This is a genomic window from Pararhizobium capsulatum DSM 1112, assembly GCF_030814475.1.
In the GTDB taxonomy this organism is placed as follows: domain Bacteria; phylum Pseudomonadota; class Alphaproteobacteria; order Rhizobiales; family Rhizobiaceae; genus Pararhizobium; species Pararhizobium capsulatum.
Genome location: NZ_JAUSVF010000001.1, coordinates 1,303,196 through 1,325,801, shown reverse-complemented (window position 1 = coordinate 1,325,801; position 22,606 = coordinate 1,303,196). Strand labels below are relative to the sequence as shown.

The window sequence follows — 22,606 nt, the reverse complement described above, 5'->3', positions numbered from 1 at the left end:
AATTACTTCGCGCCGCCGAGCGTCTTGATGGCTTCGTCGAGCGAGCCTTCACTGTCACGCATCAGCGCGGTGATGTTTTCGAAGGCGCGGGAAACCATGATAAGCTGCGACATTTCCTGAACGGGGTTGACGTTCGATTCCTCGACATACCCCTGCATGACGCCGACATCGAAGCGATCGACGACGGGCTCCGGCTGCGTGTTCGGAATGACGGCGCTGTTGTCTGTGCGCGTAAAGCCGTTCGAGAAATCCGCTTCATAAAGACCAAGTGCTGCAACCTGGGTGCCGTTCTGATGGATGGAGCCATCGGCGCCGACCTTGATGGGTGTACTGCCATCGGCGATCTGAATTGCAGCACCACCGGCATCAAGGACCGGATAGCCCCTGAGGGTAACGAGATCGCCCGCTTCGGTGAGCGTGAACCGGCCGTCGCGTGTCAGCGCCGGACCAGCGGGGGTTTCGATGGAGAACCAGGCCTCGCCCTTGATGGCGAAATCGAGGGTATTGCCGGTCTGATTCAAACCACCATTGTTGGTGTTGATGAATTCCTCGCCCTTGGAGACAAACGCCACCTTGGCCGGCTTGTTATCACCGATGAGCTGGTTGAACTTCACTTCGGTTGCACGAAAGCCGACGGTGTTGGCATTGGCGACGTTGTCGGCCAGCGTGTTCATGCGCTTTTCAAGCGCCATCTGAGAGGAAACGGCTACGTAAAGTCCGGTCTGCATGTCAGCGACCTCCGAGTTTCAGGGTGTTGATGGAAAGAAGGAGGTCTGCGGAGACACCGTAGCCGCTGGAAGAGCCGAAGACGGCGAGCGGATCGTAGTTGTCGGTGGAATTGTCCAGTTCCCACAGGGCGGTGAAGCGCTCCATCAGCTTGGTGAGTTTCGTCGGATCCTTCAGGTCTTCAAGATCAATCGCTTTCTCGACCGCGGTGGCCTGTTTATCGATATCGGAGGCGGCAAATTCGACCGGCACCTGCATCAGCGTGCGCGCAACCTGGGCCAGCGCGTCATCGGCCAGGATGCTGTAGCCGCTGGTAATCGTCGGCGCCATGCGCTCGAAATAAAGCGCAAGCCGGACGCCGGCATTTTCCTCGCCGGCATCCTTCTCCAGCGTCTGGCGCATATACTTGTCGGCAACGCCCTTCTGGGCATTGTCGAAGGATGTCGCAGAAGCGCCGTTGCGGGCAAAGTTCAGGGATCCGACGAGATCTGTATAACGACTGTCGGTCAACTGCTTGGCAAAGGCATCGTCGCTATCGACGCCTTCGGTCAACACCTTGCGCATAAACGCCTTGGCGTAACCCATGTCTTCAAGACCGTGCGCCTTGATCGCATAATCATAAAGACGCGTGTCGGCAAAGAACTCGTCGATGGATTTGATGTTGCCGATATGGGCGAGGTAATATTCGGTCTCGCGGGCAACGTCCGGCTGCTTGGACACCCTGTCCAGCGACGTGGACATGTTGGTCGTTATCAGCTTGTAACTGGTGTAGGTGGTCGTCACGACAGTTATCCCGCTCTTCGGTTGGCACACAAGTCAGTTGGCACACAAGGCCGCGCATGGTTTGGCGCTTGTGGCGGAAACTGAAGGAACTTGCTTGCGCGAACCTGTTCGGGTGAAGCGGGCGTTTTCGCCCTCCCGGGCCAGCCTCACGCAAGGCTGAAGACCTATCGATAACCTCGAAAATCCATCATTCCGGCAGGTATCGAAATGAACATCATCATCGGTCTCGTCTTGACCATCGGCTGTATTCTTGGCGGCTTCATCGCCATGGGCGGCCATATGGAGGTTCTGAACCAGCCGTTCGAGCTCGTCATCATCGGCGGCGCCGGCCTCGGCGGCTACGTCATGGCGAACTCGATGAAAGTGCTGAAGGACACCGGCAAGGCGCTGGGTGAGGCCTTCGCGCACAAGGTTCCAAAGGAACGCAACTATCTCGATACGCTGGGCGTGCTCTACAGCCTGATGCGCGACCTGCGCACCAAGTCGCGCAACGAGATCGAAGCCCATATCGACAATCCGGAAGAGTCTTCGATCTTCCAATCGGCCCCGACAGTTCTGAAGAACAAGGAACTGACCTCGTTCATCTGCGACTACGTTCGCCTGATCATCATCGGCAACGCCCGCAGCCACGAAATCGAGGCGCTGATGGATGAGGAAATCAACACGATCACCCATGACAAGATGAAAGTTTATAACGCGCTCACCACCATGAGCGACGCCTTCCCGGCCATCGGCATCGTCGCGGCCGTTCTCGGCGTTATCAAGGCCATGGGCGCCATCTCCGAATCGCCGGAAGTTCTCGGCGGCAAGATCGCAGCCGCGCTCGTCGGCACCATGCTCGGCATCTTTCTGTCTTACTGCGTGGTAGCTCCAGTCATCTCCAACGTCAAATCGGTGCGCGAAAAGCAGAACCGTCTCTACATCATCGTCAAGCAGACGCTTCTTGCCTACATGAACGGTTCGGTTCCGCAGGTTGCTCTTGAATATGGCCGCAAGACCATCTCGGCTTACGAGCGTCCTTCGATCGACGCCGTCGAGCAGGAAATGATGAATCCCGGTGGCGGCAGCGAAAGCAAGGCGGCCTAACCGATGACAACAAGCGTCAAAAGCAACGTCCACTCCTTCGACCGCCGGCTTCTGGCACGCATGACCGGCGCGCTTGGCGACGAAGTGACCGTCGGCAAGCTTGCCGAGGAGTTGGGGCAGGTCTTTTCCGAATTTCTGCCGGATATCCTCAACAGCGAAACCCAGCAGGACATCACGATCGCCTATGCGGGCTTCGAGACCGGGCTGAAGAGCAAGCTGATTACCGGACTTGGCGACGGCGTAGCGCTCTGCGACGTCGGCCTTCGTAACTGGTGCCAGGATTTCGTGCTGAGCTGTGACAGCCCCGTGATCATCACGCTGATGGAAATGTTGCTTGGAGCACCGGCATCGGATGTCGAGGAGCCCAAGCCGCGCCGGCTTTCCGATATCGAACTCGATGTCGCGACCATGATCTTCGAAAAGGTCGCGGACGTGCTGAAATCCGCCGTCAATGCAGCCGGCGGTTTCGAGCCGCTCCTGAACCGGCCCTACAACGCCAGCGGCAAGCCCCCGGCAGTCCCGGAAGAAGAGGATGTGTTTGCGGCCTGCATCAACATCTCGATCGGGCTCGGGCCAGTGCTTTCGACCGTCTCGATCATCGTTCCGCAACAGCCACTCCTGAAGACGACAGTCGTCTTTCCGAAAGGTGTCGGCCAGAACCGCAAGGCAAAGGGCGAATGGGGCGAACAGCTTGAACAGCAGGTTCGTCGCTCGACCGTCAAACTCGAGGCCAGAATCAAGCTTCAGAGCCTGACGCTGAATACGATCAGCCGTCTGCAGCCCGGCGATGTCATCCCCTTCCACGACGCCAAGGACGTGCGCGTCGAGGTCGATGCCAATGGCCGGGATCTCTATCTTTGCGAATTTGGACGGTCCGGCGCCCGTTACACGGTGCGGATCAAGGACAATCTCGGTTCAGACAATGACATTCTGAACCATCTCATGAGCTAAAAAGACAGCGCCTTGCCCGACCTCGCGCCCGCAACATGGTTGGGGCAAGCTTCAAATGGAATAATTTGCACATGGCTACGAAGAAAGCACCGATTGAAGACCTGACAAACGTCGCCGGCGGCGATGCCGAGCTCGATCGCGCAATCGACGATCTGCGCGGCGTTCTGAAGAGCGATACCGATGGTGGCGCCCCTGCAGGCGATTTCGGCATGGACTTTGCCGATACAAGTGCGGGTACGACGGACTTTGCCAGCACCTTCGATGCATCGACGAGCGATCTCGGCAGCTTCGGTGGGGATTTCGGCAGCACGTCCTTCGGCGGTCTCGACGACACGCCCTCCTCCGGCGGATTTGGCAACGATTTCGGCGCTTCCAGCTTCGACAGCCCGTCGAGCAGCGAGCCCGGCAGCGGCATGGCCTCCAATCTCGACCTCATTATGGATATCCCGATCGATGTCCAGATCGTCCTGGGCTCGAGCCGCATGCAGGTTTCGAGCCTGATGGGCCTCAGCGAAGGCGCGACCATCGCGCTGGACCGCAGGATCGGCGAGCCGGTCGACATCGTGGTCAACGGCCGGATGATCGGTCGGGGAGAAATAACGGTTCTCGAAGAAGATGACACCCGCTTCGGCGTCAAGCTCATCGAGATCAAGGGTACCAGTAAAAGTTAAACCCGGTTCAGGGTTACAAGGAAAGATCCATGATGGATTTCGACGATTTCGCCGCTCAGGCTCCCACCAGACCTCTCAGCCAGATGGACAAGGCTGCCGCAGTTCTTCTTGCCATGGGCAAACCGGTCGCCGGAAAATTGCTGAAATTCTTCACCCAGAGCGAGCTGCAGGCGATCATCGCCTCGGCCCAGTCGCTGCGCTCCATCCCGCCGGACGAGCTGGAACTTCTCGTCAACGAATTCGAGGACCTGTTTACCGAAGGTGCCGGCCTCATGGACAACGCCAAGGCCATCGAAGCCATTCTCGAAGAAGGCCTCACGCCTGACGAAGTCGACGGTCTGCTTGGCCGCCGTACTGCCTTCCAGGCCTATGAAGCCAATATCTGGGACCGGCTGCAGGATTCCGATCCGCTCTATGTTGCAAGGCATCTCGGCAAGGAGCATCCGCAGACCATCGCCTACGTGCTGTCGATGATGCCATCAACCTTCGGCGCCAAGGTTCTGCTGCAGCTCCCTGAAGCCGGCCGTGCCGACATCATCAATCGTACCGTCAACATGAAGAACGTCGCGCCCAAGGCTGCGGCGATCATCGAGACGCGCGTGGTTGATCTGATGCGCGAACTGGATTCCGAGCGCAACTCGGTCGGTTCCGTCAAGATCGCCGAAGTCATGAACGAGATGGAGAAGAGCCAGGTCGATACGCTGCTGGCCTCGCTTGAAAGCATCAACACCGAATCAGTCAAGAAGGTTCGCCCGAAGATCTTCCTCTTCGACGACATCCTCAACATGCCGCAGCGCAGCCGCGTGCAGCTGCTCAACGACGTTTCCGGCGACATCATCACCATGGCGCTGCGCGGCTCCAACATGGAACTGCGCGAATGTGTCCTCGCCTCGATCGGTGCACGCCAGCGCCGCATGATCGAATCGGATCTCGCGGCCGGCGATGTCGGCATCAATCCGCGCGATATCGCCATCGCCCGCCGCTCGATCACCCAGGAAGCCATCCGGCTTGCCGCAAGCGGCCAGATCGAGCTCAAGGAAAAGGACGCAGCAGCCGCAGCCTGATCCAGGCGCACGCTCTCGCCCCCCCTCTGTTTCTGTGAAGCGGCCGCCTCCGGGCGGCCTTTTCTCTTGCAAGGCTACCCGCTCGGGCTCACAACAAAACGGGCAAGCCAGAGCAAGGGATCGACATCCGCATGGCGGACGATGAAGATAAAGACAGCAAAACAGAGCTGCCTTCCGAGAAAAAGATGAGTGATGCGATCGAGAAGGGCAATGTGCCGTTCTCGCGCGAGGTGACGATCTTCGCATCCACGCTGGCCATCTACATCTACATCGTTTTCTTCCTGCCGAGCGGTTTTGCGACCCTCACCGAATCATTGAAGGACGTCTTTGAGCAGCCGGAAGCGTGGCGAATAGACACCTCGACGGACGTCGTCGCTCTGATCCTGCATATCTTTGCCAATGCCGGCTCGCTGCTCATCCCCTTCTTCGTGCTGCTAATGACGTTCGGCGTCGCCTCGGCCGTCCTGCAAAACCTGCCATCGATGGTGCTTGATCGAATCCAGCCGAAATTCAACCGGATCTCGCCGGTGAGCGGCTTTACGCGCATTTACGGGGTACAGGGCCTCGTCGAATTCGCAAAATCGCTGTTCAAGATCGTGATCGTATCGCTGATCATCGTGCTGGTGCTCTGGAACGACTATTTCGAATCACTTGATGCGATGTTTTCCGATCCGGAAACGATCCTGGCGCGCATGTCGACCGACATGAACCAGATCATGATCGTGCTGCTTATTTCCACGGCAATCGTTGCCGTCGCCGATTTCTTCTGGACGCGCCATCATTGGTATTCGGAACTGCGCATGACCAAGCAGGAGGTCAAGGAAGAACTCAAGCAGTCCCAGGGCGACCCGATCGTCAAGGCGCGCCTGCGTTCGATTGCGCGCGACCGGGCTCGCAAACGCATGATTTCCTCGGTTCCGCGCGCCACGCTCGTTATTGCGAACCCTACCCACTATGCCATTGCGCTGCGCTACGTGCGCGAGGAAGGCGATGCGCCTGTGGTGGTCGCGAAAGGCCAGGACCTGGTCGCATTGAAGATCCGCGCGCTTGCAGAGGAGAATGGCATACCTGTTTTCGAGGATCCTCCCCTCGCACGCTCAATGTTTGCGCAAGTCTCGGTGGATAGTGTGATTCCACCGGTGTTTTACAAAGCAGTCGCTGAACTCATCCACCGGATCTATGCAACGCACCCGAGACGGATGACGTAAACGATGAAAAAATGCCAGTACGCTGAAGAACGCGAAAAGATTGTCGCTGATGCGATCCGCCCCGTAGCCACCGAGCTGCGCTTGATCGATGCCGCCGACTTCATTGCACTGCTCCGTTTCGAGTCCCATGCAAGTCTGGCCGATCTCGTATCGTCGGCCGCGGAACTTTATTTCCTGCCTGGCACCGTCAACTTCGGCATTGGCGGCAACTATTCGCTGGATTGGGGCACCGAACCCGAGATCACCCTTGATCTCGAGCTGAAGCCCGATGGCGTGACGGTCTACGCCCAGTTGGCCTTGGGCAAGGACACGGCCGGCCTGGAGATCAACCACATCGCCTTCCAGCATCCGTCGGAAGATCCAGGCGAAAACACCGCATTCCTGGCAAGCAGCCTGGAAGCGGCGAAATTCGTCAAGTCCTATCCCTATGCGATGGCAGGCTAGAGGATGTCTGGTTCAGATTGAGCCAGACATCCTCTAGCGTTTTTTGTTTTCGTTTGTCTTTTCGGGAAAACCGGGTTCCAATTTTCCCTGGCACACTCGAGGGAAATTCAGCTGATGTAGCCAAGGCGGATCGCCTTGGCGATCGCCTGAATGCGGTTGACGGAATCGAGCTTCGTCGTCGCCGTCCCGAGATAGGCATTCACCGTATGCACGGACAGGCCGAGCTTCTCGGCAATTTCTTCACTGATGCAGCCGTCGCCGGCCATCTGCAGGCAACCGATTTCGCGGTCGCTCAGCGTTTCCGCCGGCAGGATGCGGCGCTCGTCAGAGGCAAGCAGGTCCGTCATGACACTGCAGCTGCGGCCGTGAAGATCGATTACGACTTCGCTGCCGACGTCGATGAAGCTGCCGGTGAAAACCACATAGCCGTTGCCCTGGGCACCGAGGCGAACCGGGAACGCGATGCCTGAATAGGGAAGCATGCGCTTGCCGCAATGATGGGTGAAGCGCGCAAAGTCGATCGCTTCCGCAACCTGATGATCGCCATTGCCATTCCAGAGAATGGGAAGAAGAGAACTTTCGAGATGAGCCAGCAACTCGTCGCCCATGACCTTGAGCAAATCGTGCGCCATCATTTCGGACACAGGGCCCCAGTTATCGAGCACGCAGGTCAGCTTGCGGTTGGCAGGAAGGCCATTTCCGTTCAGTCGGAACACCGCGAAGTGTTTGGAGCTGATTTCCCTCTGCATCGCCTGAAGGCGGGTAACAAGCGTTGCTGCGCGCAAAGCACGGCCGTGACCTCTATTGCCCCGGCTATCGTCACTCGAACGGGTATTGGGCACAAAGAATGTCATTGCCTCAGCTCCTATACGAGATTGTTGCGGACGGCATAGGCGATGGCTTCCGAACGGGTTTTCGTCGCCGTCTTGCGCATGACGCTGGTGATATAGTTGTTGATGGTGTTGCGGGAGATGCCCAGGATGACGGCGATCTCATCGCTCGTCTTGCCCTCGGCAATCCAGAAGAGGCATTCGAGCTCGCGCTCGGTCAGTTCGAATTCACGGTCGCTGCGCATCTCGCGATCCTGGGAGAAGCTCGCGAAGTAAGCCGTCAACAGGCCAACATCCCTAAGGCTTTCCTGGGAAAGGATCACATCCTGCGGGAAGAGAAGCATCAGCGAAAGGCGCGTGCGCCCAACATTGAAGGTAATTGCGCAATAGTCTCGCGCCAGGCCGCGAGCAGGCTCGATATCTGCCGGCAAGCTCATGAATACCGGCTGCATGACCGAGAGGCACTTTTCCATCTCGTTCGAGCGGGAGTGCAGATCCGACAGGCATTTTGCCAGCCGCTTGACCATGTCGAAGGGCCAGTCGGAACAGACGACGAAATCGAGATTGTGGTCCTGAGAGAGATCGTAGCGCGCCAGAAGATAATGCGATGCACCAACGTATTCGGTCAGCGCCGCCAGCCCTTTTTCCAGATTGCCGCGCTCGGCGAAATCACCGAGCCTCTGGATAAGCTGGCCTTTCGAAAGCGGCCGTACAGCGCAACGCATTGCCGATACCGGTGCAGACCGGATCGCAATCTCCATTTGCAGAGCTTCCATGACAATATCCCCATGCCGGATCCGTCTTCAACCCACTTTGCATCTTTGAATCGCCGCCGCCGACGATTGTTTCAGGCTTTGTCCGCCGCACCTGAAACCATGCAAACCAGTCCGCGAATCACTACATAAAATGTACATCGCCGGGCCGAAAAAACTACCGCCACCTTCTCGGGATTTACTTTTGAAATTTCCGGTGAAGCGATTCGAAACAATGGGCGAACATTTTGAAAGCCGCCAGAACCAGATATTTTAAGATTTTATTAAATCGTTGATAGAACATCAATTTTTTTAAAACCTACGGGAAAGTCCGTTTGCGCGACGTTCGCCGTGAACATGACATTCCCCTAAAATACCTCTAAAAAGGGCGCCACGGGCGTAATTTCGCACTTCCTTGGAAAGGCATTTATTTTTCAATTTCTTTCTTTGCAATTCCCGATGTTGCGGATTTGCATCAGTTGATGCGGACACAATCTTCGTAAAGATTCACAACAAATCCGAGTTATTCTTGAACAACCTCCAAATCTTGTTCGTCAATCACTGAGTCTATACCTCAGAACCACCATAATGAGCGCAGCACAGGGCTTTGCTCAGCGAGTCGAAAATCATTCTCCACACAAAAAAATTAACGAATTGTTTACGCTAATGATTCCGGCGACTCTGGATGAGGATTCACAATCGGAGCAGATTCTTTCCAGACGCGTGGGCATGATGGGTAATACAGCGTGTCCGGTGCACTGCTACTAAAAGAGGGCCACGCGCGCCCTGTCTCGCATGCGCGCGCCGCCAATCGGCAGCTGCGAGGAATCTTCAAATCGAAGAACACCCGCTTTGGTTGTTCATCTTCGAAAATGAAGCGAAAAAAGAAATCCCGCCACCAGGACGGGATTGCATTTCATTTCCGGTGTCGATCGGCAGTGGCCGGGGTTCTTCAGGCGGCCTTTTCGGCGGCCCATTTGCGAAGGATCTTGGCGGCACGCTCTTCGCTGATTTCCACCATGCGCGAGAGCCTGCGCTCGGGCCCTTCCTTGACGCGGCGATTGAAGTCTCCATCGTCACCAAGGCTGAGGAGGTCATCGGTGCTGTCGAAGCCGAAATCCGAACCGAAGCCTTCCATGAGAGCACCTCCAGCAGCGCCGGTCGTCGCCGGCGAGAAGTCGGGCAGCTCGAGGCCGACGGCCTCGTTGTCGCCGGCGACACCAGTGCCGCCGATGCCGAGCGAGCGCGCCAGGGGACGCATGCCCATCCAGACCACCAGAGCGGCGACCACGATGAAGGCAAGTGCATTGATGATGCCACCAAGATTGCGCGTCAGGGTTTCCATGATGCCCGGGCCGGAAACCGCGGTATCGAGCAGCTGAGTATCGACGAAGTCCATGGCGGTCAGCGTGATGACGTCACCGCGCGCGGAATCGATGCCGACGGCGGACGAGACAATCTTCTGCATTTCCTGGATATAGGCGTCCATCTTAGCCTGGTCTGCGGGCTCGCCGACCATGGCGGCAATGCGGCCGCGATTGACGACGACGGCAACCGAAAGCTTTTCGACGCGGTAGCTATTCTTGACCGTGGCGACCGTCTTGGAGTTGATCTCGTAGTTGGTCTGCTCTTCCTTCTTCTGGGTCTGGTCGTTCGACTGCTGACCGGTGCCGCCTTGCGGCGCCTGCTGCGGAACATTCTGCTGCACCGTGGCTGCGTTGTCCGGCTGCTGCTGGCTCGACTTCGCTTCTTCCTTGGTAACCCGCGTGGAGCGTTCGACGCGTGATTCCGGATCGTAGACGGTTTCCTGAATCTGCTGGCTGTCGGTGTTGAGCTGCGCCGTTACGCTGGCGCGGAAATTGTCCATGCCGAGGAATGGTGCAAGCGCCTTGTCGATGTTGCTTTCGATCTCGCCCTGAACCGACTGGACGATGGTAAGGGACTGGTTCATGGCGCTGTTGGATGGATCATCGCCAGAGGCAAGCAGCTGACCGGTGGAATCAAGGATCGTCACGCCATCAATGTCGAGCCCAGGGACGGAGGAGGCGACCAGGTGACGGATCGAGGCCGCTGCATTGCGGCCGATATTGGCACTGCCACGGATCATCACCGAGGCGGTCGGTTTCTGCTCCGCTTTGCGAAAGCTGCCACGGTCGGCCATGACGATGTGAACGCGAGCAGCAGAGATACCGGAAATCTGCTGAATGGTCCGGGCGATTTCGCCTTCGAGTGCCCGAACGCGGGTCACTTCCTGCATGAACGACGTCAGGCCGAGCGAGCCGACCTTGTCGAAGAGTTCGTAACCGGCGTTTGCACTGTTGGGGAGGCCGCGCTCGGCCAGATAAAGCCGCGCCTTGCCGGTCATACCAACAGGAACCTGCAGGCTGGAGCCGTCGCTTCCGACTTCGAAATCGATGTTTGCCTCGGCGAGCGCAACGCTGACCTGATTAAGGTCGCTGGTCTCAAGCCCGACGTAAAGGGTCTCGTAGGCCGGTTTGTTGACGTAGAGCCCCGCGGCCAGGACGATCCCCACCGCGATCATGCCCGCGGAAGCAAGCGCCACCAGCTTGCCACGCCCCAGCGAAGCCAGGTTCTTCGTCACCGACGAAAGTTGATCCAACAGATTCATTCTGTGTCCGCACCCCGTAACGCATGATCGCCTGAGGCAACATCGCCCTTGCAACCATACGAAGTTCAAAACATTCGGGTTAGCCGGTTTTGATGTGCGCAGATGCCGGTCGGACAGCGCACATTCCACCGGTCCCGTTTGGCACACTAGGTGACGAAACTTGCGCGAACTTGTCTTGATGGCCGTTTAGGCTGATCGGAAGCAGTCGACAACCGGCTTGATGGCGCGTCGGAAATGGAGCACGGAGACCGCAGGCGGCTCAGAAGAACTCGAAATCGCCGGCGTCTTCCGTCAACGGTTGGGAATGGCCGTGACGCGGCAGGCCCTTGCCGAGCGAGCGCTGCATGTCGGCAAGCTTCACCAGATTGACGGCCGTGGTGATATCGACCAGCCAAGCCTGCGGAATGCTGCCGGTGACTGTATCGATAAACTCCGCAAGCCCGCGCGTCTTCTGTACGGCGAGGTCAATGCCTTGCAGCACCTTGACGCTGTCTGCGGACTTCGCCTCGCCCTGCACCTCGTTCAGCATCGGCTCGATACGCTCGATGAGATAAGCGACGTCGTAGAGCTCGGAAACGATCCGCATCATGACATCCGACAGGGCTTCATCAACTTGAGGAACCTGGGTATCCATTTTCGTCTGCATTGCATTCCTCACGTTGGCTAGCGGGCCAAGGGATAAACAGGTCTATATTCCGTGTCCCCTACCCGCCGCGGACACCACACCGCACGGGTACAGGCATTTCAGTGTTCGATCGGCGTTCCGGCCGAGGCTCAGAAGAACTCGATCGAATTATCGACGGGCTTCGGCGCGACGACAGGACGCTGTTCCAGCGCCACGGTCTTCTGCGTTTCGACACCCGTCAGTGCATATTGGCGCGCACGACCGCTGAGCGGCCAGTATTCCAGCTTGCGCCCGTGATCGCCGCCCGTACTTTCACCGACAACCTGGATACCTTCGTCCATCAGGAACTGGCGCGCGAACAGGGCATTCTGCTCGCCGACATTGGAAAAGCGTGCGATCGTCTTGGCCCCGCCGAAGATCTTGGCCTCCAGACGATCACGACGCGCCCCCTTCTTGAGCAGGCCGTTGATCAGCAATTCCATCAGATGGACCCCGTAGCGGGTAGCATCGCCACCTGACGAGATGGCATCCGCAGAGCCCGGCAGCAGGAAATGGTTCATGCCGCCGACCCCCGCGACCGGGTCACGCATGCAGGCTGCCACACAGGAACCCAGGATGGTCGACAAGACCACGTCCGGATCGCTAACCACCTTGAATTCCCCCTGGATGACATGCACGCGCCGGGTCGCGGTATCCGATATCATTTCAATGCCCCGAACACGGCTTCGATAGCCGCTTTCATCTTTTCGATCGTAAACGGCTTGGCGAGAACGTTGTTGGCGCCAAGAGCCGCCGCCTTCGTCACCAGGGCACGGTCGCCCTGGGCCGTCAGCATGATGAACGCTGCCTTCTTGGTTGCAGGGTTGGTTCTGATCCCCTGCAGAAGGCCAAGGCCGTCCATCTTCGGCATGTTGAAGTCCGAGATGACCAGATGGTGCGGCTGCTGGGTCATGATCTTCAGACCCTGCTCGCCGTCGCCGGCAACCGTGATCTGCTTGAAGCCCAGCTGCTGCAGGGCATCGCCCAGGAGCAACCGACTGGTGACCTGATCGTCAACGATCAAAACTTTGATTTTTTCGGCGATAGACATTTATTCACTTCCTTCTCTTCGGGCGGTGGTGCTTTTCAGGACTTCTTCCCCGATCGAGCTGAGGGGCAATTGGGTTTCGACAGCGCCCAGTTCATAGGCCACTCTCGGCATTCCGTAGACGATGCAGGTTTTTTCATTCTGACCGAAGGTGCGCGCACCTGCATGGCGCATCTTCAGAAGACCGGATGCGCCATCACGGCCCATACCGGTGAGGATCACACCGACCGCATTGCGACCGGCGAGTTCTGCGACACTATCGAACAATACGTCCACGGACGGCCGGTGACCGTTGACGGGGTCGCGTTCGACGAGGCGGCAGCAAGGTGCCGAAGGATTTGCCACCTGCAGGTGACGGTCGCCACCGGGGGCAAGGTAAACCTTGCCGATTTCGAGGCGCGCACCATCCGTCGCCTCCGCCACCGTCGGCGCGCAGAGACGGTTCAGCCGCTCGGCAAAGCTCTTGGTGAAGGTATGCGGCATGTGCTGCGTGATAACCGTCGGCGGGCAGTTCGCGGGAAACTTCTGCAGCACCGCGATCAGGGCTTCGACGCCACCGGTCGATGCGCCGATTGCGACGATCTTGCGGCCGGCACGATACTCCGACGCATTGCTGTTGGCAGGGCTCGGCGTAGCCGCCTTGTTGCCGGAAATGATAAACTTGCGCTGCGAACGCGCCGCGGCCTTCACCTTTTCGGCAAGATCGCTGAACGGATGCGGATCTCCCGGAAGCGGCTTGCCGACGCAATCGAAGGCACCGATTTCCAGTGCTGCGATCGAAGCCTCTGCGCCCCTGTGCGTCAGCGTCGAAACCATGATCACCGGCATCGGCCGCAGGCGCATGATCTTTTCCAGGAACTCGAGGCCGTTCATGTTCGGCATCTCGATATCCAGCGTCACGACGTCGGGATCGAGATCCTTGATCGCCTGACGCGCCTGCATCGCATCCGCCGCCTGACCGACGACGGTAACGGCCGGATCGGAATTCAGAATAGCCGTGATCAGCCCACGCATCGTGGCGGAATCGTCAACGACGAGAACTCGTGCCTGTGCTGTCATGCGCGCCCTCCATTGCTTCTGCCGGTGTAGCGATAGGTGGTGATCCCTATATTGTCGAAGACGCCCTTCGCATCGCCAGAAACGCGCTCGGAGTGGCCGATATAAAGATGCCCTTGCGCCTGCAACATGCCGGCAAAACGTGACCAGATCTTCATCTGGGTCGGCTCGTCGAAATAGATGACGACATTGCGGCAGAAGATGACATCGAACAGACCCTTGAACGGCCACTGCGCCATCAGGTTCAGTTCGTTGAAGGTAATGAGACGCTTGACGCGGTCATCGATCTGCCACTTCTGGCGACCGCCGGCATTGACCTCCGAGAACCATTGCTTGCGCATGGCCGGGTTTACCGATTCCAGGGCGGTCGCGTCATAGGCGCCGGCCTTGGCGATGGCGAGAATCTTGGGATCGATATCGGTCGCCAGGATCTTGATGTCGTAGTCGGCCGCATTCGGCATCATGGAGAGGATCGTCAGCGCGATCGAATAGGGCTCCTGCCCGTCCGAACAGGCGGCCGACCAGATGCGCACGCGACCGCCATTGCGGGCCTGTGCCAGAAGATTGGGCAGTACGTCGGACTTCAGGTGCTCGAAATGGTGATTTTCACGAAAGAAGCGGGTGAAGTTGGTCGTGAGATGCGAGAGCATGTCACGGCGCTCGGCGGCACCGGCCGGAGACGCGACCAGCTGGCAATAGTCCCTGAAACCCTTCAAGCCGAGATTGCGGATATGCTTGGACAGTCGCGAATAGACGAGCGAAGCCTTCGATTCATTAAGGTAGATGCCGGCATCGGCATAGATCATAGCGGCAATCTCGGCGAGGTCGCGCCGGGTCAGCGGGTATTCGCCGCTTGCCAGGCACTCGTCGGGAGACAGTCTGCTATCAAAGGCGGCGGGCATGCTCATGCAGCTTCACTTTCAAGATGAGAGAAGATGGCTTCCAGCTCGATGAGACAGATCATCCGACCCTCGATCGCAAGCACGCCGCGGGCAAAAGCCCGCTCGAAATCGGAGGACACATCCGGCGTCGGCTGGATATTGTCGTCCGTTACCGTCAGAATGTCGGAAACCGCTTCGACGAGGAGACCAACGACCTTGTCGCGGACCTGCGCGACGATAATCACATGGCGAACCGTGGGCTCAGCCGGCTTCATGCCCAATCGCGCGGCAAGATCGATGATCGGCAGGACCGCACCGCGCAGATTGATGACACCAAGTACATAGGAAGGCGTGTGCGGCATTGCCGTAGCTGGCGTCCAGCCGCGGATCTCTCGCACAGACATGATATTGACGCAGAATTCCTGATCGCCGATTCGGAACGCGATGAGTTCGCGACCGCCATTCGTCAGATTTTTTGCGAGATACGTCATGCTCTTACCCTGCAGCAGCGAGCGATGCTTCGAGTTTCAGGGACTGGCCGCGCGATGCTGACACGACAGCATCGACGTCCAGGATGAGGGCCACACGGCCATCGCCAAGGATGGTTGCGGCAGCGATGCCGGGAACGTGGGTGTAGTTTGCTTCCAGGCTCTTGATGACCACCTGGCGCTGGCCCTGGATCGCATCGACCATGAGGGCGCGCTGGCCGCCGCCTTCGGATTCCACGAGAAGGGCGACGCCTTCGACCGGGTTTGCCTGGATAGAGCGGAAGTTCAGGATACGACCGACATCGACCAACGGGCAGAAGGAGTTGCGGATCGAGATGAGGCGCTGGCTGGCGCCGAAGGAGTGAATGGCAGACGCTTCCGGCTGCAGCGTTTCGACGATAGCTGTCAGCGGTACGACGAGGGTCTGGCCGGCAACGGTCACCACCATGCCGTCGAGAACGGCGAGCGTCAGCGGCAGGCTCATGGTGAAGACCGAACCGTGGCCCGGCTTGGACGAGATGTTGATACGACCGCCGAGTGCCTGGATCGAGCGCTTGACCACGTCCATGCCGACACCGCGGCCGGACAGGTCGGAGACCTTGTCGGCGGTCGAGAAGCCCGCATGGAAGATCAGGTTGTCGATTTCCTCATCCGAGAGATTAGCGTCGGCTGCGATCAGGTCGTTGTCGATCGCCTTCTGGCGAACCTTCTCGCGGTTGATGCCCTGACCGTCGTCAGCCAGTTCGATGACGATGCGGCCGGAGCGATGTTTCGCGGTCAGGCGAACCGTGCCTTCCGGGTTTTTGCCCAGGGCAACGCGCTTTTCCGGCATTTCAAGGCCGTGGTCGACGGCGTTGCGGATCATGTGGGTCAGCGGTTCGGCCAGCTTGTCGATGACCGTCTTGTCGACTTCTGTGTTTTCACCTTCCGTGACGAGGCGGACCGACTTGCCGGTGATATCGGCGATTTCGCGGACGGTACGGGCCATGCGCTGGAACACCGGCTTCACCGGCTGCGCACGGATGGCCATGACCGAGTCCTGGATTTCGCGGGTCAGCTGCTGCAGTTCTTCCAGGCCCATGTTGATCGACGATGTGCCGTTGGCATCGTTTTCAATGACGCTCTGGGAAAGCATCGCCTGATTGATGACAAGCTCGCCGACCAGATTGATCAGACGGTCGACGCGATCGAGATCAACGCGGATGGTCGGAGCGGCGGCGGAAGCGGCCTGCGCTGTATTCTGCGCGGCGGCAGCAGGCGCGGCAGCCTTCGGTTCTGCAACGGCGCGCGATGCGGTGCTCGCGATCTGCACGACGTTGCTTGCAACTTCGGCAGCAGCCACGGCGGCATTGCGCTCCTGGGCAGCGGCGATCTGCTCTTCTTCTTCGACAACGCCGAGCGGCGCATCCGGCTCATCGTCAAGGATCGAAAGGTCGAACGGTACCGCCTGCATCGGCTGGTTTGCGTCCGTCACCTCGACAACGTCGCCTTTGTCGGCAACCGAGATTTCAAGGTCGCAATCCCATTCCGCAAATTCGAAGACGGAACGGATCGCATCTTCGCCCTTGTCAGTCTTGATCGAGATCTTCCAGCTGAAATAGGCAGACTCCGGATCCATCTGCTCAAGTGCCGGCAGGCTATCCATGTTGCAATGGATGCTCATCTCGCCGAGGCGCGAGAGGTCGCGCAGAAGCAGGGTGGCTTCGTTGCCCTTGGAATAAAGATCAGCCTTCGGCTTGAAGACGATGTCGTAAGTCGGATGGACGATCAGAGTTTCTTCTTCGCCACCGAAATCGTCGAAGGAAAAAGCGACGGGAACGAAACCCTGGTCGTTGGGAGCTGCCGCCGGCGCCGGCGCAGCAGCGACGGGTTTTGCGACCGGTGCTTCTACGGAGGCTGGCGGCGCCTCACCATTGGCCAATGCTTCAAGCTCGCGGATCAGTTGCTTGCTACGCGCCTGATCGACGCTGCCGCCGTCACGGGCGACGTTCGTGAGGTCGGCCAGAACGTCGGCCGACTTCAGCATGACCTTCAGGACTTCAGGTGACGGTTCCAGCCGGTTGGAACGAACGCAATCCAGTGTCGTCTCGAACACGTGTGCGAAAGAGACCAGATCGTCCAGGCCGAAAGCGCCGGCCCCACCCTTGATGGAGTGGACCGCGCGGAAGACGGCGTTGACCGTTTCGGGATCACGGTCACCGTCGTTCAGCCTTAGAAGACCCGATTCCAGTTCGGCGAGCTGTTCTTCGCACTCCTGGAAGAAGATCTCTTTGATTTCGTTCATATCCATGGCTGGAAATCCCTGATGGGTTAAGCGGTTACGCGCTCGATGGCATCGATCAGTTTGGTCGGGTCAAACGGCTTGACGATCCAGCCGGTGGCGCCGGCTTGACGGGCGCGGTTCTTCTTTTCCGCATCGCTTTCCGTGGTCAGGACGAGGATCGGGATTGCCCGGTACTTTTCGTTGCGGCGCACGCCCTCGATAAAACCGAAACCATCAAGACGCGGCATGTTGATGTCTGTAACGATGACATCAGGATTGGCTTCTTCAAGAACTTCGAGACCTTCAATGCCGTCTTCGGCCTGGATGGTTTCGAAACCGGCGTTGTTGAGCGTCACCAGAAGCATGTTCCGGATCGTGCGGCTGTCATCGACTGTCAGAACTTTCTTTTTCATGGCTCAAATCTCCTTTGCCATCAGGTGATCGATATTGACCCCGATGAGCTGTGTGGTTTTCGTGAATGCGTCCGACACCTTGGCGAAGGTGAAGGCGTGCTTGTCTGCCTCCCAGCTTTTTGCGCCGGCCATCAGCACCTGTACGCAGAGCGCTCCAACCCGCTCTACCGCCGATGCGTCGATCGTAAGATTATTGCCACGCAGGCCCATCAATTTGCTGTGCAGCGCCTGCGCCTCGTTGAGATCGAGAACCGGTGCCAGACTTAAATTTTTGGGAGCGGCCTTCTTTGCTGCCATCTCTATTTTCCTTGTCTTCCTGAGAGGAGAATGCACTGCAGGTTCAATCTCGTGCGCCGATCAGAAGCGCGCACGCGCTGCTGCGGAAAAATCGATGCGGGCGACAAAGCGTGCTTGCGACAGGCCGACATCAGCGCCCCCACCCGGCAAGACGGTTTTGCAAACCGAGGACGTCGTCGCCCCCGATCATGTCGTCGTTGCCTTGTTCGAACGCCGTTGCCTGCTGGACCGGCGGGCTTTGCGCAGCCAGGGCCACGGGCGAGAGCGCCCGCGACGACACGGCATCGCCCTGGCGCTGGATCTGGAACTGGCGGATGGTCTGCCCGAGTTCGACGATGACCGTGTGCAGGTCATCGCAACGCTCCTTGGCAGATGCGGCAACAGAAGAACCCTCGCTCATGTCGCGACCGATACGATTGATATCGGCGGTGGTGGTTTCAATGCTTTCCACCTGACCTGCGGCATCACTTGCGATACCTGAGATGGAATCGTTGATGCCGCGAACCTGATTGACGATGCTGCTGATCGCATCCTGCGTCCGCCCAACCCGTTCAACACCGGATTCGACCTGCGATTTGGTGTTGCTCACCAGCTGCTTGATTTCGCGGGCGGCATCGCCGGAACGTTGCGCGAGCGCGCGAACTTCCTGAGCCACCACGGCAAAGCCACGACCGCTGTCACCCGCACGGGCAGCCTCAATGCCCGCGTTGAGCGCGAGCAGGTTGGTCTGGAAGGCGATCTCATCGATAACGCCGATGATCTGGCCGATCTTTTCGGCCGACGCCTCTATGTCGGCCATGGCGGAAATCGCCTGTCCAGCAATCTCACCACTCTTTTCAACGGACTGGCGCGTATCGGCGACGGCCTTCTCGGCAGCTTTGCTCTCAAGAGCGCTTTGGCGCATGCGCCGGACGATGCCATCGAGAGACTGCTTGGCGGCGCTGATGGCAGCGGCACGACTATCTCCGCCTTCGGACATACGGCCGGATTCTCCAGAGAGCGCCTGCACGGTCGCCTCGACCTTGCTGATCGCGGTCGCAGCGCTCGCCATATCCTGTTGCAATTTCTCAAGCGCGAGATCGAACTCGGCGACAACCGGCTGATAAGCAGGTGGTGTGTCGGCTGGCGAACGCGCGCCGAGATCGCCGGTCGCGAGTGAACGGGCGATCGGCGAAAACAGTGCAAGCGCCTCGGCCTCGCCGGCGCGGCGCTGCTCGGCAAGCTGACGTTGATGGTTGTGGCGTTGTTCGTTGAAACGAAGCGACACGGCAATTTCGGTATCGACGAAGATCGTGCGGACCAGAGCAGATACGAGATCGGACAGTTCCTGCTTGCGGGCTTTACCACCCGACAGAACAGACTTCGGCCAGAACTCCTCGATCATGGCGAGGATCATGCGTTCAAGCACGATTGCATGCCCCGCGATCTGCCAGCGGGGATCGAGCCCCATCTTGGCGCTGGCATCGGAGAGCACCTTGACGCGCTCGGCATAGAGACTGTCGAACCGCGCGTCCGTCAGAACGCTCCAATGGGACGATTGGAGGTCGTGCAGGCGGTCGATCTGGCGGTCGCTGGTAAAGTGGCGGGAGGCGTCCGGATAACTCTGCAGACGCTGGAAAAAATCCCGCAAGGCAAGTTCGGCCTCAGCCGACAGGGATTGGCGATGACGGCGCAGGATATCGGTCTGGTCATCCTCCAGCCCGGCAAATCTCAGCCGGTCAAGCAAACTACCTGCTGGAGCCCTGCGAGCCTGATCTACCGTTGCTTCCTGCCTCACCACTATCCCCGGTCCGATGCATGGTTGCCAGAAGCCGGACCGCTTTCCAGGCAAAACCACGTGAATTCCATTCGACACAGCGCATCGTATCCAGCTGACCGGATATGCTGGGCTGCGGATAACACCTGATCATCTGAAGGAAGCGGCACGTCTGCCCATCGCCCAAGGCGCGACAAAAGCGCGACACAGTCACGGCCTGGGGCCGCATCATGCCTTTTAGAATATCCGGTGGGACATACCGGATCGGAACCGGTGCGGCGGTACGGCATCATGCCATGTCGGAAAGTGGACTCTCCCACTCCGCCGTGTAGGACCATGTTTATGGTTAATTCCTTGCCTGAAGGTTAACGGTTGATACCCGGTATCTGCAATCGCTAAAATTCGATCGAAATGGACCAGATGAAACCGGGCCGGCGTTGCCGAAAAAGCGCAGAGGCCGATAAACCACAAGTTTTCACATACAAGACTTGGGAATTGAGCTTGAACATCGCGCCCGTTAAACACACGCTATTCTGGCCGGCGCAAGCCTCAGACAAGCATAGTCGGCCAAACTGCAGCGGCATCATGAGGATGACGCATAAGGGAATGAGCAATGATTGTTCTTGGACTAAGTGCTACGCTTATCGCCACCCTGACACTGGCAGCAGTGTCTATTCTTCTGAACATCGAAGAAGACCGCAACAGCGTAACCACACGTATTTTCTGAGCGTTCGACACTTCGCACTGCAGCCAAGACGCAGCTGATCTTCGCCCGATCCACCAATACCGCGCGCATCATTGCAGGCCTGTGCGCTCTGCCTGACATTGTTCGCATACGTTCGCGATCACCCTGCAAGCTTGGCGATCCAGGCGCTGTCAGCGCTGCACGATCAGACCTCTTCACTCAAGCTTTTATCCGCAAGCACCTTCCACGCCGCCGCATAGGCCGCGTAGCTCTCCGACACGTCGCCAGCAAATGAGACCGTGTGAACCTGGGCACGTGCGCCTTCAACCAGGCAGGCTGCCCCAAGGCTAGTGCCGGTGGCACTCTGGCTGCCGATGACGACCGGCCGACCGGTCGCCGCCCCCAGCATCCTCAGATAAGCGGCATTCGCGGCAAACGGGCCTTCGACCACGATGTCGCCAGCGGCGCCGATGAGATCGAGGCAGGTTGCCGTCATCAGAGCGAGATGGAAAGACACGACAGCCAGCCGCTCGGCAACCTCAAGATCGGCTGCGTCACGAGTCCACACAGCCTTCTGCCGTGGATAAGGTCCGGAACCTTCCGGCGTTGACGGCAGGAGCATCCACTGTGCCTCAGCAACGGCGCGTTCGGTTTCCATGGACAGCGGCACGTTACCTTCCGGCATCAAAAGGGAGAAGGCGCGACCACCCATGAAACGGGCTGATGGCACGGGATCGCCAAGTGCATTGACGTTGATCAGCGTGTCGCGCGCTTCGTCGAGTTCGACCTTTTGCGCTCCCGGCGCCAGGAGTACCACCCAGGTTCCGGTCGAGATGACCGAAAACGGTGCGGGTCGCGTTAGGAGATGGGGCAAAAGGGAGGCGTTGGAATCGTGAATGCCGCAGTAGATTGGAAGACCGGCCGGCAATCCGCAAGCGCTTGCCGCCTGTTCCGTCAGGCCACCAAGCACATCCCCTGCCCGCCGCACAGGCGCAAACAGGTCGCGCCAGCCCTTGGCATCGACCATGGTCGAGAAATCCGCGGCGTAAGGGTTCCAGAGATCCGTGTGGCAACCGAGTGAGGTCAACTCGCAGGAAAGCACGCCGCTCAACCGGTAGGACCAGTATTGCGCATAGGTGACGATGGAAGCCACCCTGGCGAAGGCATCCGGGAAAGTCTGCTGCTGCCAGTAGATCTGGGCACCGATGTTGAGGCCCATCGGCAGGCGGGCGGCACCGGTTTCAGCGAAGGGCGGGCGAACGCGATCGTAATCTGCAGCCAGATCGTCAGGGCCTGTGTGCTCATAATCGAGCAGCGGCAGAGCAAGATCACCCTTGGTATCGAGCAGGACGGCCGTCGCACCGTGAGTGGTGACGGAGATGCTGTCGATTGCACGCTCGCGATTAAGCTCTCCGAGACTGCGGGTAATAAAGCTCCACAGATGCTCGACATCGAAATGCGGATAGAGACCGTCGGTCGACACAGTATTGGCCGTCTTGCGAACGGCGATTTCTTCGAAACGATCAAGATCGACCAGAGCAACCTTGGCATTGGTCTTGCCGATATCGATGACGGCGACGGTTTTCATGGGATCAGCTCATATGGAAGACTGTGGTCAGCGGCATGGCGACGGGCTCGTTATCAGCCTTCGTCTCCATGATATCGGCCATATAGACCCACCACTTCTGCATGACAGGATGATCAGGCAGGTCGGCCATCGTGTGATCATCACGACGCCAGAGCACGCCGAAAAGCAGGTTCGTTTCCTCGTCCAGATGGATGGAGTAGTCCGAAACGCCAGCGTCCGTCAGAAGCGCCGAAAGTTCGGGCCAGATCGCGTCATGACGCGCCTTGTATTCCTCGGCCATGCCGGGATTGAGGCGCATGCGGAAAGCGTATTTTTCCATGAAC

Annotated in this window: 23 protein-coding genes; 6 read left to right on the top strand and 17 right to left on the bottom strand. The window is 58.7% G+C overall.

Annotated elements, in window-relative coordinates:
* Positions 1-2: 2 nt before the first annotated feature.
* Together flgF and QO002_RS06325 are read right to left on the bottom strand one after the other, a co-directional pair.
* A complete protein-coding gene (gene flgF / locus QO002_RS06330) occupies positions 3-728 on the bottom strand; it encodes a flagellar basal-body rod protein FlgF (protein ID WP_307227776.1) in 726 nt (241 codons plus the stop codon).
* Between the two features lies 1 nt (position 729).
* Positions 730-1,509, bottom strand: a complete 780-nt coding sequence (locus tag QO002_RS06325; protein WP_307227774.1) for a DUF1217 domain-containing protein — start codon at positions 1,507-1,509, stop codon at positions 730-732.
* Between the two features lie 207 nt (positions 1,510-1,716).
* Between QO002_RS06325 and motA the strand changes: the two genes are divergently transcribed.
* From motA to QO002_RS06295, 6 genes are all read left to right on the top strand, one after another.
* Positions 1,717-2,595, top strand: a complete 879-nt coding sequence (motA, locus tag QO002_RS06320) for a flagellar motor stator protein MotA (protein WP_307227772.1) — start codon at positions 1,717-1,719, stop codon at positions 2,593-2,595.
* 3 nt (positions 2,596-2,598) lie between these two features.
* Positions 2,599-3,546, top strand: coding sequence for a FliM/FliN family flagellar motor switch protein (locus QO002_RS06315; protein WP_307227770.1), 948 nt, complete (start codon positions 2,599-2,601; stop codon positions 3,544-3,546).
* Positions 3,547-3,581: 35 nt separating this feature from the next.
* Positions 3,582-4,217, top strand: coding sequence for a flagellar motor switch protein FliN (gene fliN / locus QO002_RS06310; protein WP_307227768.1), 636 nt, complete (start codon positions 3,582-3,584; stop codon positions 4,215-4,217).
* A gap of 29 nt (positions 4,218-4,246) precedes the next feature.
* The gene (fliG, locus tag QO002_RS06305; protein WP_307227766.1) at positions 4,247-5,281 is read left to right on the top strand and encodes a flagellar motor switch protein FliG; all 1,035 of its coding nucleotides are present in this window, start codon (positions 4,247-4,249) and stop codon (positions 5,279-5,281) included.
* A gap of 131 nt (positions 5,282-5,412) precedes the next feature.
* On the top strand, positions 5,413-6,489 hold the full coding sequence (flhB, locus tag QO002_RS06300; protein ID WP_307227764.1) for a flagellar biosynthesis protein FlhB: 1,077 nt from the start codon (positions 5,413-5,415) through the stop codon (positions 6,487-6,489).
* Between the two features lie 3 nt (positions 6,490-6,492).
* Positions 6,493-6,933, top strand: a complete 441-nt coding sequence (locus QO002_RS06295) for a BspJ family T4SS effector nucleomodulin (RefSeq protein ID WP_307227762.1) — start codon at positions 6,493-6,495, stop codon at positions 6,931-6,933.
* A gap of 107 nt (positions 6,934-7,040) precedes the next feature.
* Here QO002_RS06295 and visR read toward each other — a convergent pair whose 3' ends face one another.
* From visR to rhaM, 15 genes are all read right to left on the bottom strand, one after another.
* Positions 7,041-7,787: a transcriptional regulator VisR gene (gene visR, locus QO002_RS06290; protein WP_307227760.1), complete on the bottom strand. Its 747-nt coding sequence runs from the start codon at positions 7,785-7,787 to the stop codon at positions 7,041-7,043.
* An 11-nt stretch (positions 7,788-7,798) separates the two neighbouring features.
* Positions 7,799-8,524 carry a transcriptional regulator VisN gene (gene visN, locus QO002_RS06285; protein WP_370878541.1) on the bottom strand — a complete coding sequence of 242 codons (726 nt, stop codon included), beginning with the start codon at positions 8,522-8,524 and terminating at the stop codon, positions 7,799-7,801.
* A gap of 943 nt (positions 8,525-9,467) precedes the next feature.
* The gene (fliF, locus tag QO002_RS06280) at positions 9,468-11,144 is read right to left on the bottom strand and encodes a flagellar basal-body MS-ring/collar protein FliF (RefSeq protein WP_307227756.1); all 1,677 of its coding nucleotides are present in this window, start codon (positions 11,142-11,144) and stop codon (positions 9,468-9,470) included.
* A gap of 259 nt (positions 11,145-11,403) precedes the next feature.
* Positions 11,404-11,790, bottom strand: a complete 387-nt coding sequence (gene cheT / locus QO002_RS06275; RefSeq protein ID WP_307227753.1) for a chemotaxis protein CheT — start codon at positions 11,788-11,790, stop codon at positions 11,404-11,406.
* A 128-nt stretch (positions 11,791-11,918) separates the two neighbouring features.
* A complete protein-coding gene (gene cheD / locus QO002_RS06270) occupies positions 11,919-12,473 on the bottom strand; it encodes a chemoreceptor glutamine deamidase CheD (RefSeq protein ID WP_307227752.1) in 555 nt (184 codons plus the stop codon).
* A complete protein-coding gene (locus tag QO002_RS06265) occupies positions 12,470-12,859 on the bottom strand; it encodes a response regulator (protein ID WP_307227750.1) in 390 nt (129 codons plus the stop codon). Before QO002_RS06265 ends, cheD begins: the two co-directional genes overlap by 4 nt.
* A complete protein-coding gene (gene cheB / locus QO002_RS06260) occupies positions 12,860-13,915 on the bottom strand; it encodes a protein-glutamate O-methylesterase CheB (protein WP_307227748.1) in 1,056 nt (351 codons plus the stop codon).
* Positions 13,912-14,820 carry a protein-glutamate O-methyltransferase CheR gene (gene cheR / locus QO002_RS06255; protein ID WP_307227746.1) on the bottom strand — a complete coding sequence of 303 codons (909 nt, stop codon included), beginning with the start codon at positions 14,818-14,820 and terminating at the stop codon, positions 13,912-13,914. Before cheR ends, cheB begins: the two co-directional genes overlap by 4 nt.
* Positions 14,817-15,284, bottom strand: a complete 468-nt coding sequence (locus QO002_RS06250) for a chemotaxis protein CheW (protein ID WP_307227744.1) — start codon at positions 15,282-15,284, stop codon at positions 14,817-14,819. Before QO002_RS06250 ends, cheR begins: the two co-directional genes overlap by 4 nt.
* A gap of 4 nt (positions 15,285-15,288) precedes the next feature.
* Positions 15,289-17,571, bottom strand: a complete 2,283-nt coding sequence (locus QO002_RS06245; protein WP_307227742.1) for a chemotaxis protein CheA — start codon at positions 17,569-17,571, stop codon at positions 15,289-15,291.
* Between the two features lie 20 nt (positions 17,572-17,591).
* Positions 17,592-17,957: a chemotaxis response regulator CheY1 gene (gene cheY1, locus QO002_RS06240; protein ID WP_148655619.1), complete on the bottom strand. Its 366-nt coding sequence runs from the start codon at positions 17,955-17,957 to the stop codon at positions 17,592-17,594.
* 3 nt (positions 17,958-17,960) lie between these two features.
* Complete coding sequence (locus QO002_RS06235; RefSeq protein ID WP_307227739.1) at positions 17,961-18,254, bottom strand: STAS domain-containing protein; 294 nt, start codon at positions 18,252-18,254, stop codon at positions 17,961-17,963.
* A 130-nt stretch (positions 18,255-18,384) separates the two neighbouring features.
* A complete protein-coding gene (locus QO002_RS06230; RefSeq protein WP_307227737.1) occupies positions 18,385-20,031 on the bottom strand; it encodes a globin-coupled sensor protein in 1,647 nt (548 codons plus the stop codon).
* Positions 20,032-20,900: 869 nt separating this feature from the next.
* Positions 20,901-22,283 carry an FGGY-family carbohydrate kinase gene (locus QO002_RS06225; protein WP_307227735.1) on the bottom strand — a complete coding sequence of 461 codons (1,383 nt, stop codon included), beginning with the start codon at positions 22,281-22,283 and terminating at the stop codon, positions 20,901-20,903.
* Between the two features lie 4 nt (positions 22,284-22,287).
* Positions 22,288-22,602 carry an L-rhamnose mutarotase gene (gene rhaM, locus QO002_RS06220; RefSeq protein ID WP_307227733.1) on the bottom strand — a complete coding sequence of 105 codons (315 nt, stop codon included), beginning with the start codon at positions 22,600-22,602 and terminating at the stop codon, positions 22,288-22,290.
* Between the last annotated feature and the right edge of the window lie 4 nt (positions 22,603-22,606).

Excerpts from the sequence above, each read along its gene's own strand:
- flgF (WP_307227776.1), bottom strand. The coding sequence starts at position 728 with ATGCAGACCGGACTTTACGTAGCCGTTTCCTCTCAGATGGCGCTTGAA.
- motA (WP_307227772.1), top strand. The coding sequence starts at position 1,717 with ATGAACATCATCATCGGTCTCGTCTTGACCATCGGCTGTATTCTTGGC.
- QO002_RS06315 (WP_307227770.1), top strand. The coding sequence starts at position 2,599 with ATGACAACAAGCGTCAAAAGCAACGTCCACTCCTTCGACCGCCGGCTT.
- fliN (WP_307227768.1), top strand. The coding sequence starts at position 3,582 with ATGGTTGGGGCAAGCTTCAAATGGAATAATTTGCACATGGCTACGAAG.
- fliG (WP_307227766.1), top strand. The coding sequence starts at position 4,247 with ATGATGGATTTCGACGATTTCGCCGCTCAGGCTCCCACCAGACCTCTC.
- flhB (WP_307227764.1), top strand. The coding sequence starts at position 5,413 with ATGGCGGACGATGAAGATAAAGACAGCAAAACAGAGCTGCCTTCCGAG.
- QO002_RS06295 (WP_307227762.1), top strand. The coding sequence starts at position 6,493 with ATGAAAAAATGCCAGTACGCTGAAGAACGCGAAAAGATTGTCGCTGAT.
- visR (WP_307227760.1), bottom strand. The coding sequence starts at position 7,787 with ATGACATTCTTTGTGCCCAATACCCGTTCGAGTGACGATAGCCGGGGC.
- visN (WP_370878541.1), bottom strand. The coding sequence starts at position 8,524 with ATGGAGATTGCGATCCGGTCTGCACCGGTATCGGCAATGCGTTGCGCT.
- fliF (WP_307227756.1), bottom strand. The coding sequence starts at position 11,144 with ATGAATCTGTTGGATCAACTTTCGTCGGTGACGAAGAACCTGGCTTCG.
- cheT (WP_307227753.1), bottom strand. The coding sequence starts at position 11,790 with ATGCAGACGAAAATGGATACCCAGGTTCCTCAAGTTGATGAAGCCCTG.
- cheD (WP_307227752.1), bottom strand. The coding sequence starts at position 12,473 with ATGATATCGGATACCGCGACCCGGCGCGTGCATGTCATCCAGGGGGAA.
- QO002_RS06265 (WP_307227750.1), bottom strand. The coding sequence starts at position 12,859 with ATGTCTATCGCCGAAAAAATCAAAGTTTTGATCGTTGACGATCAGGTC.
- cheB (WP_307227748.1), bottom strand. The coding sequence starts at position 13,915 with ATGACAGCACAGGCACGAGTTCTCGTCGTTGACGATTCCGCCACGATG.
- cheR (WP_307227746.1), bottom strand. The coding sequence starts at position 14,820 with ATGAGCATGCCCGCCGCCTTTGATAGCAGACTGTCTCCCGACGAGTGC.
- QO002_RS06250 (WP_307227744.1), bottom strand. The coding sequence starts at position 15,284 with ATGACGTATCTCGCAAAAAATCTGACGAATGGCGGTCGCGAACTCATC.
- QO002_RS06245 (WP_307227742.1), bottom strand. The coding sequence starts at position 17,571 with ATGGATATGAACGAAATCAAAGAGATCTTCTTCCAGGAGTGCGAAGAA.
- cheY1 (WP_148655619.1), bottom strand. The coding sequence starts at position 17,957 with ATGAAAAAGAAAGTTCTGACAGTCGATGACAGCCGCACGATCCGGAAC.
- QO002_RS06235 (WP_307227739.1), bottom strand. The coding sequence starts at position 18,254 with ATGGCAGCAAAGAAGGCCGCTCCCAAAAATTTAAGTCTGGCACCGGTT.
- QO002_RS06225 (WP_307227735.1), bottom strand. The coding sequence starts at position 22,283 with ATGAAAACCGTCGCCGTCATCGATATCGGCAAGACCAATGCCAAGGTT.
- rhaM (WP_307227733.1), bottom strand. The coding sequence starts at position 22,602 with ATGGAAAAATACGCTTTCCGCATGCGCCTCAATCCCGGCATGGCCGAG.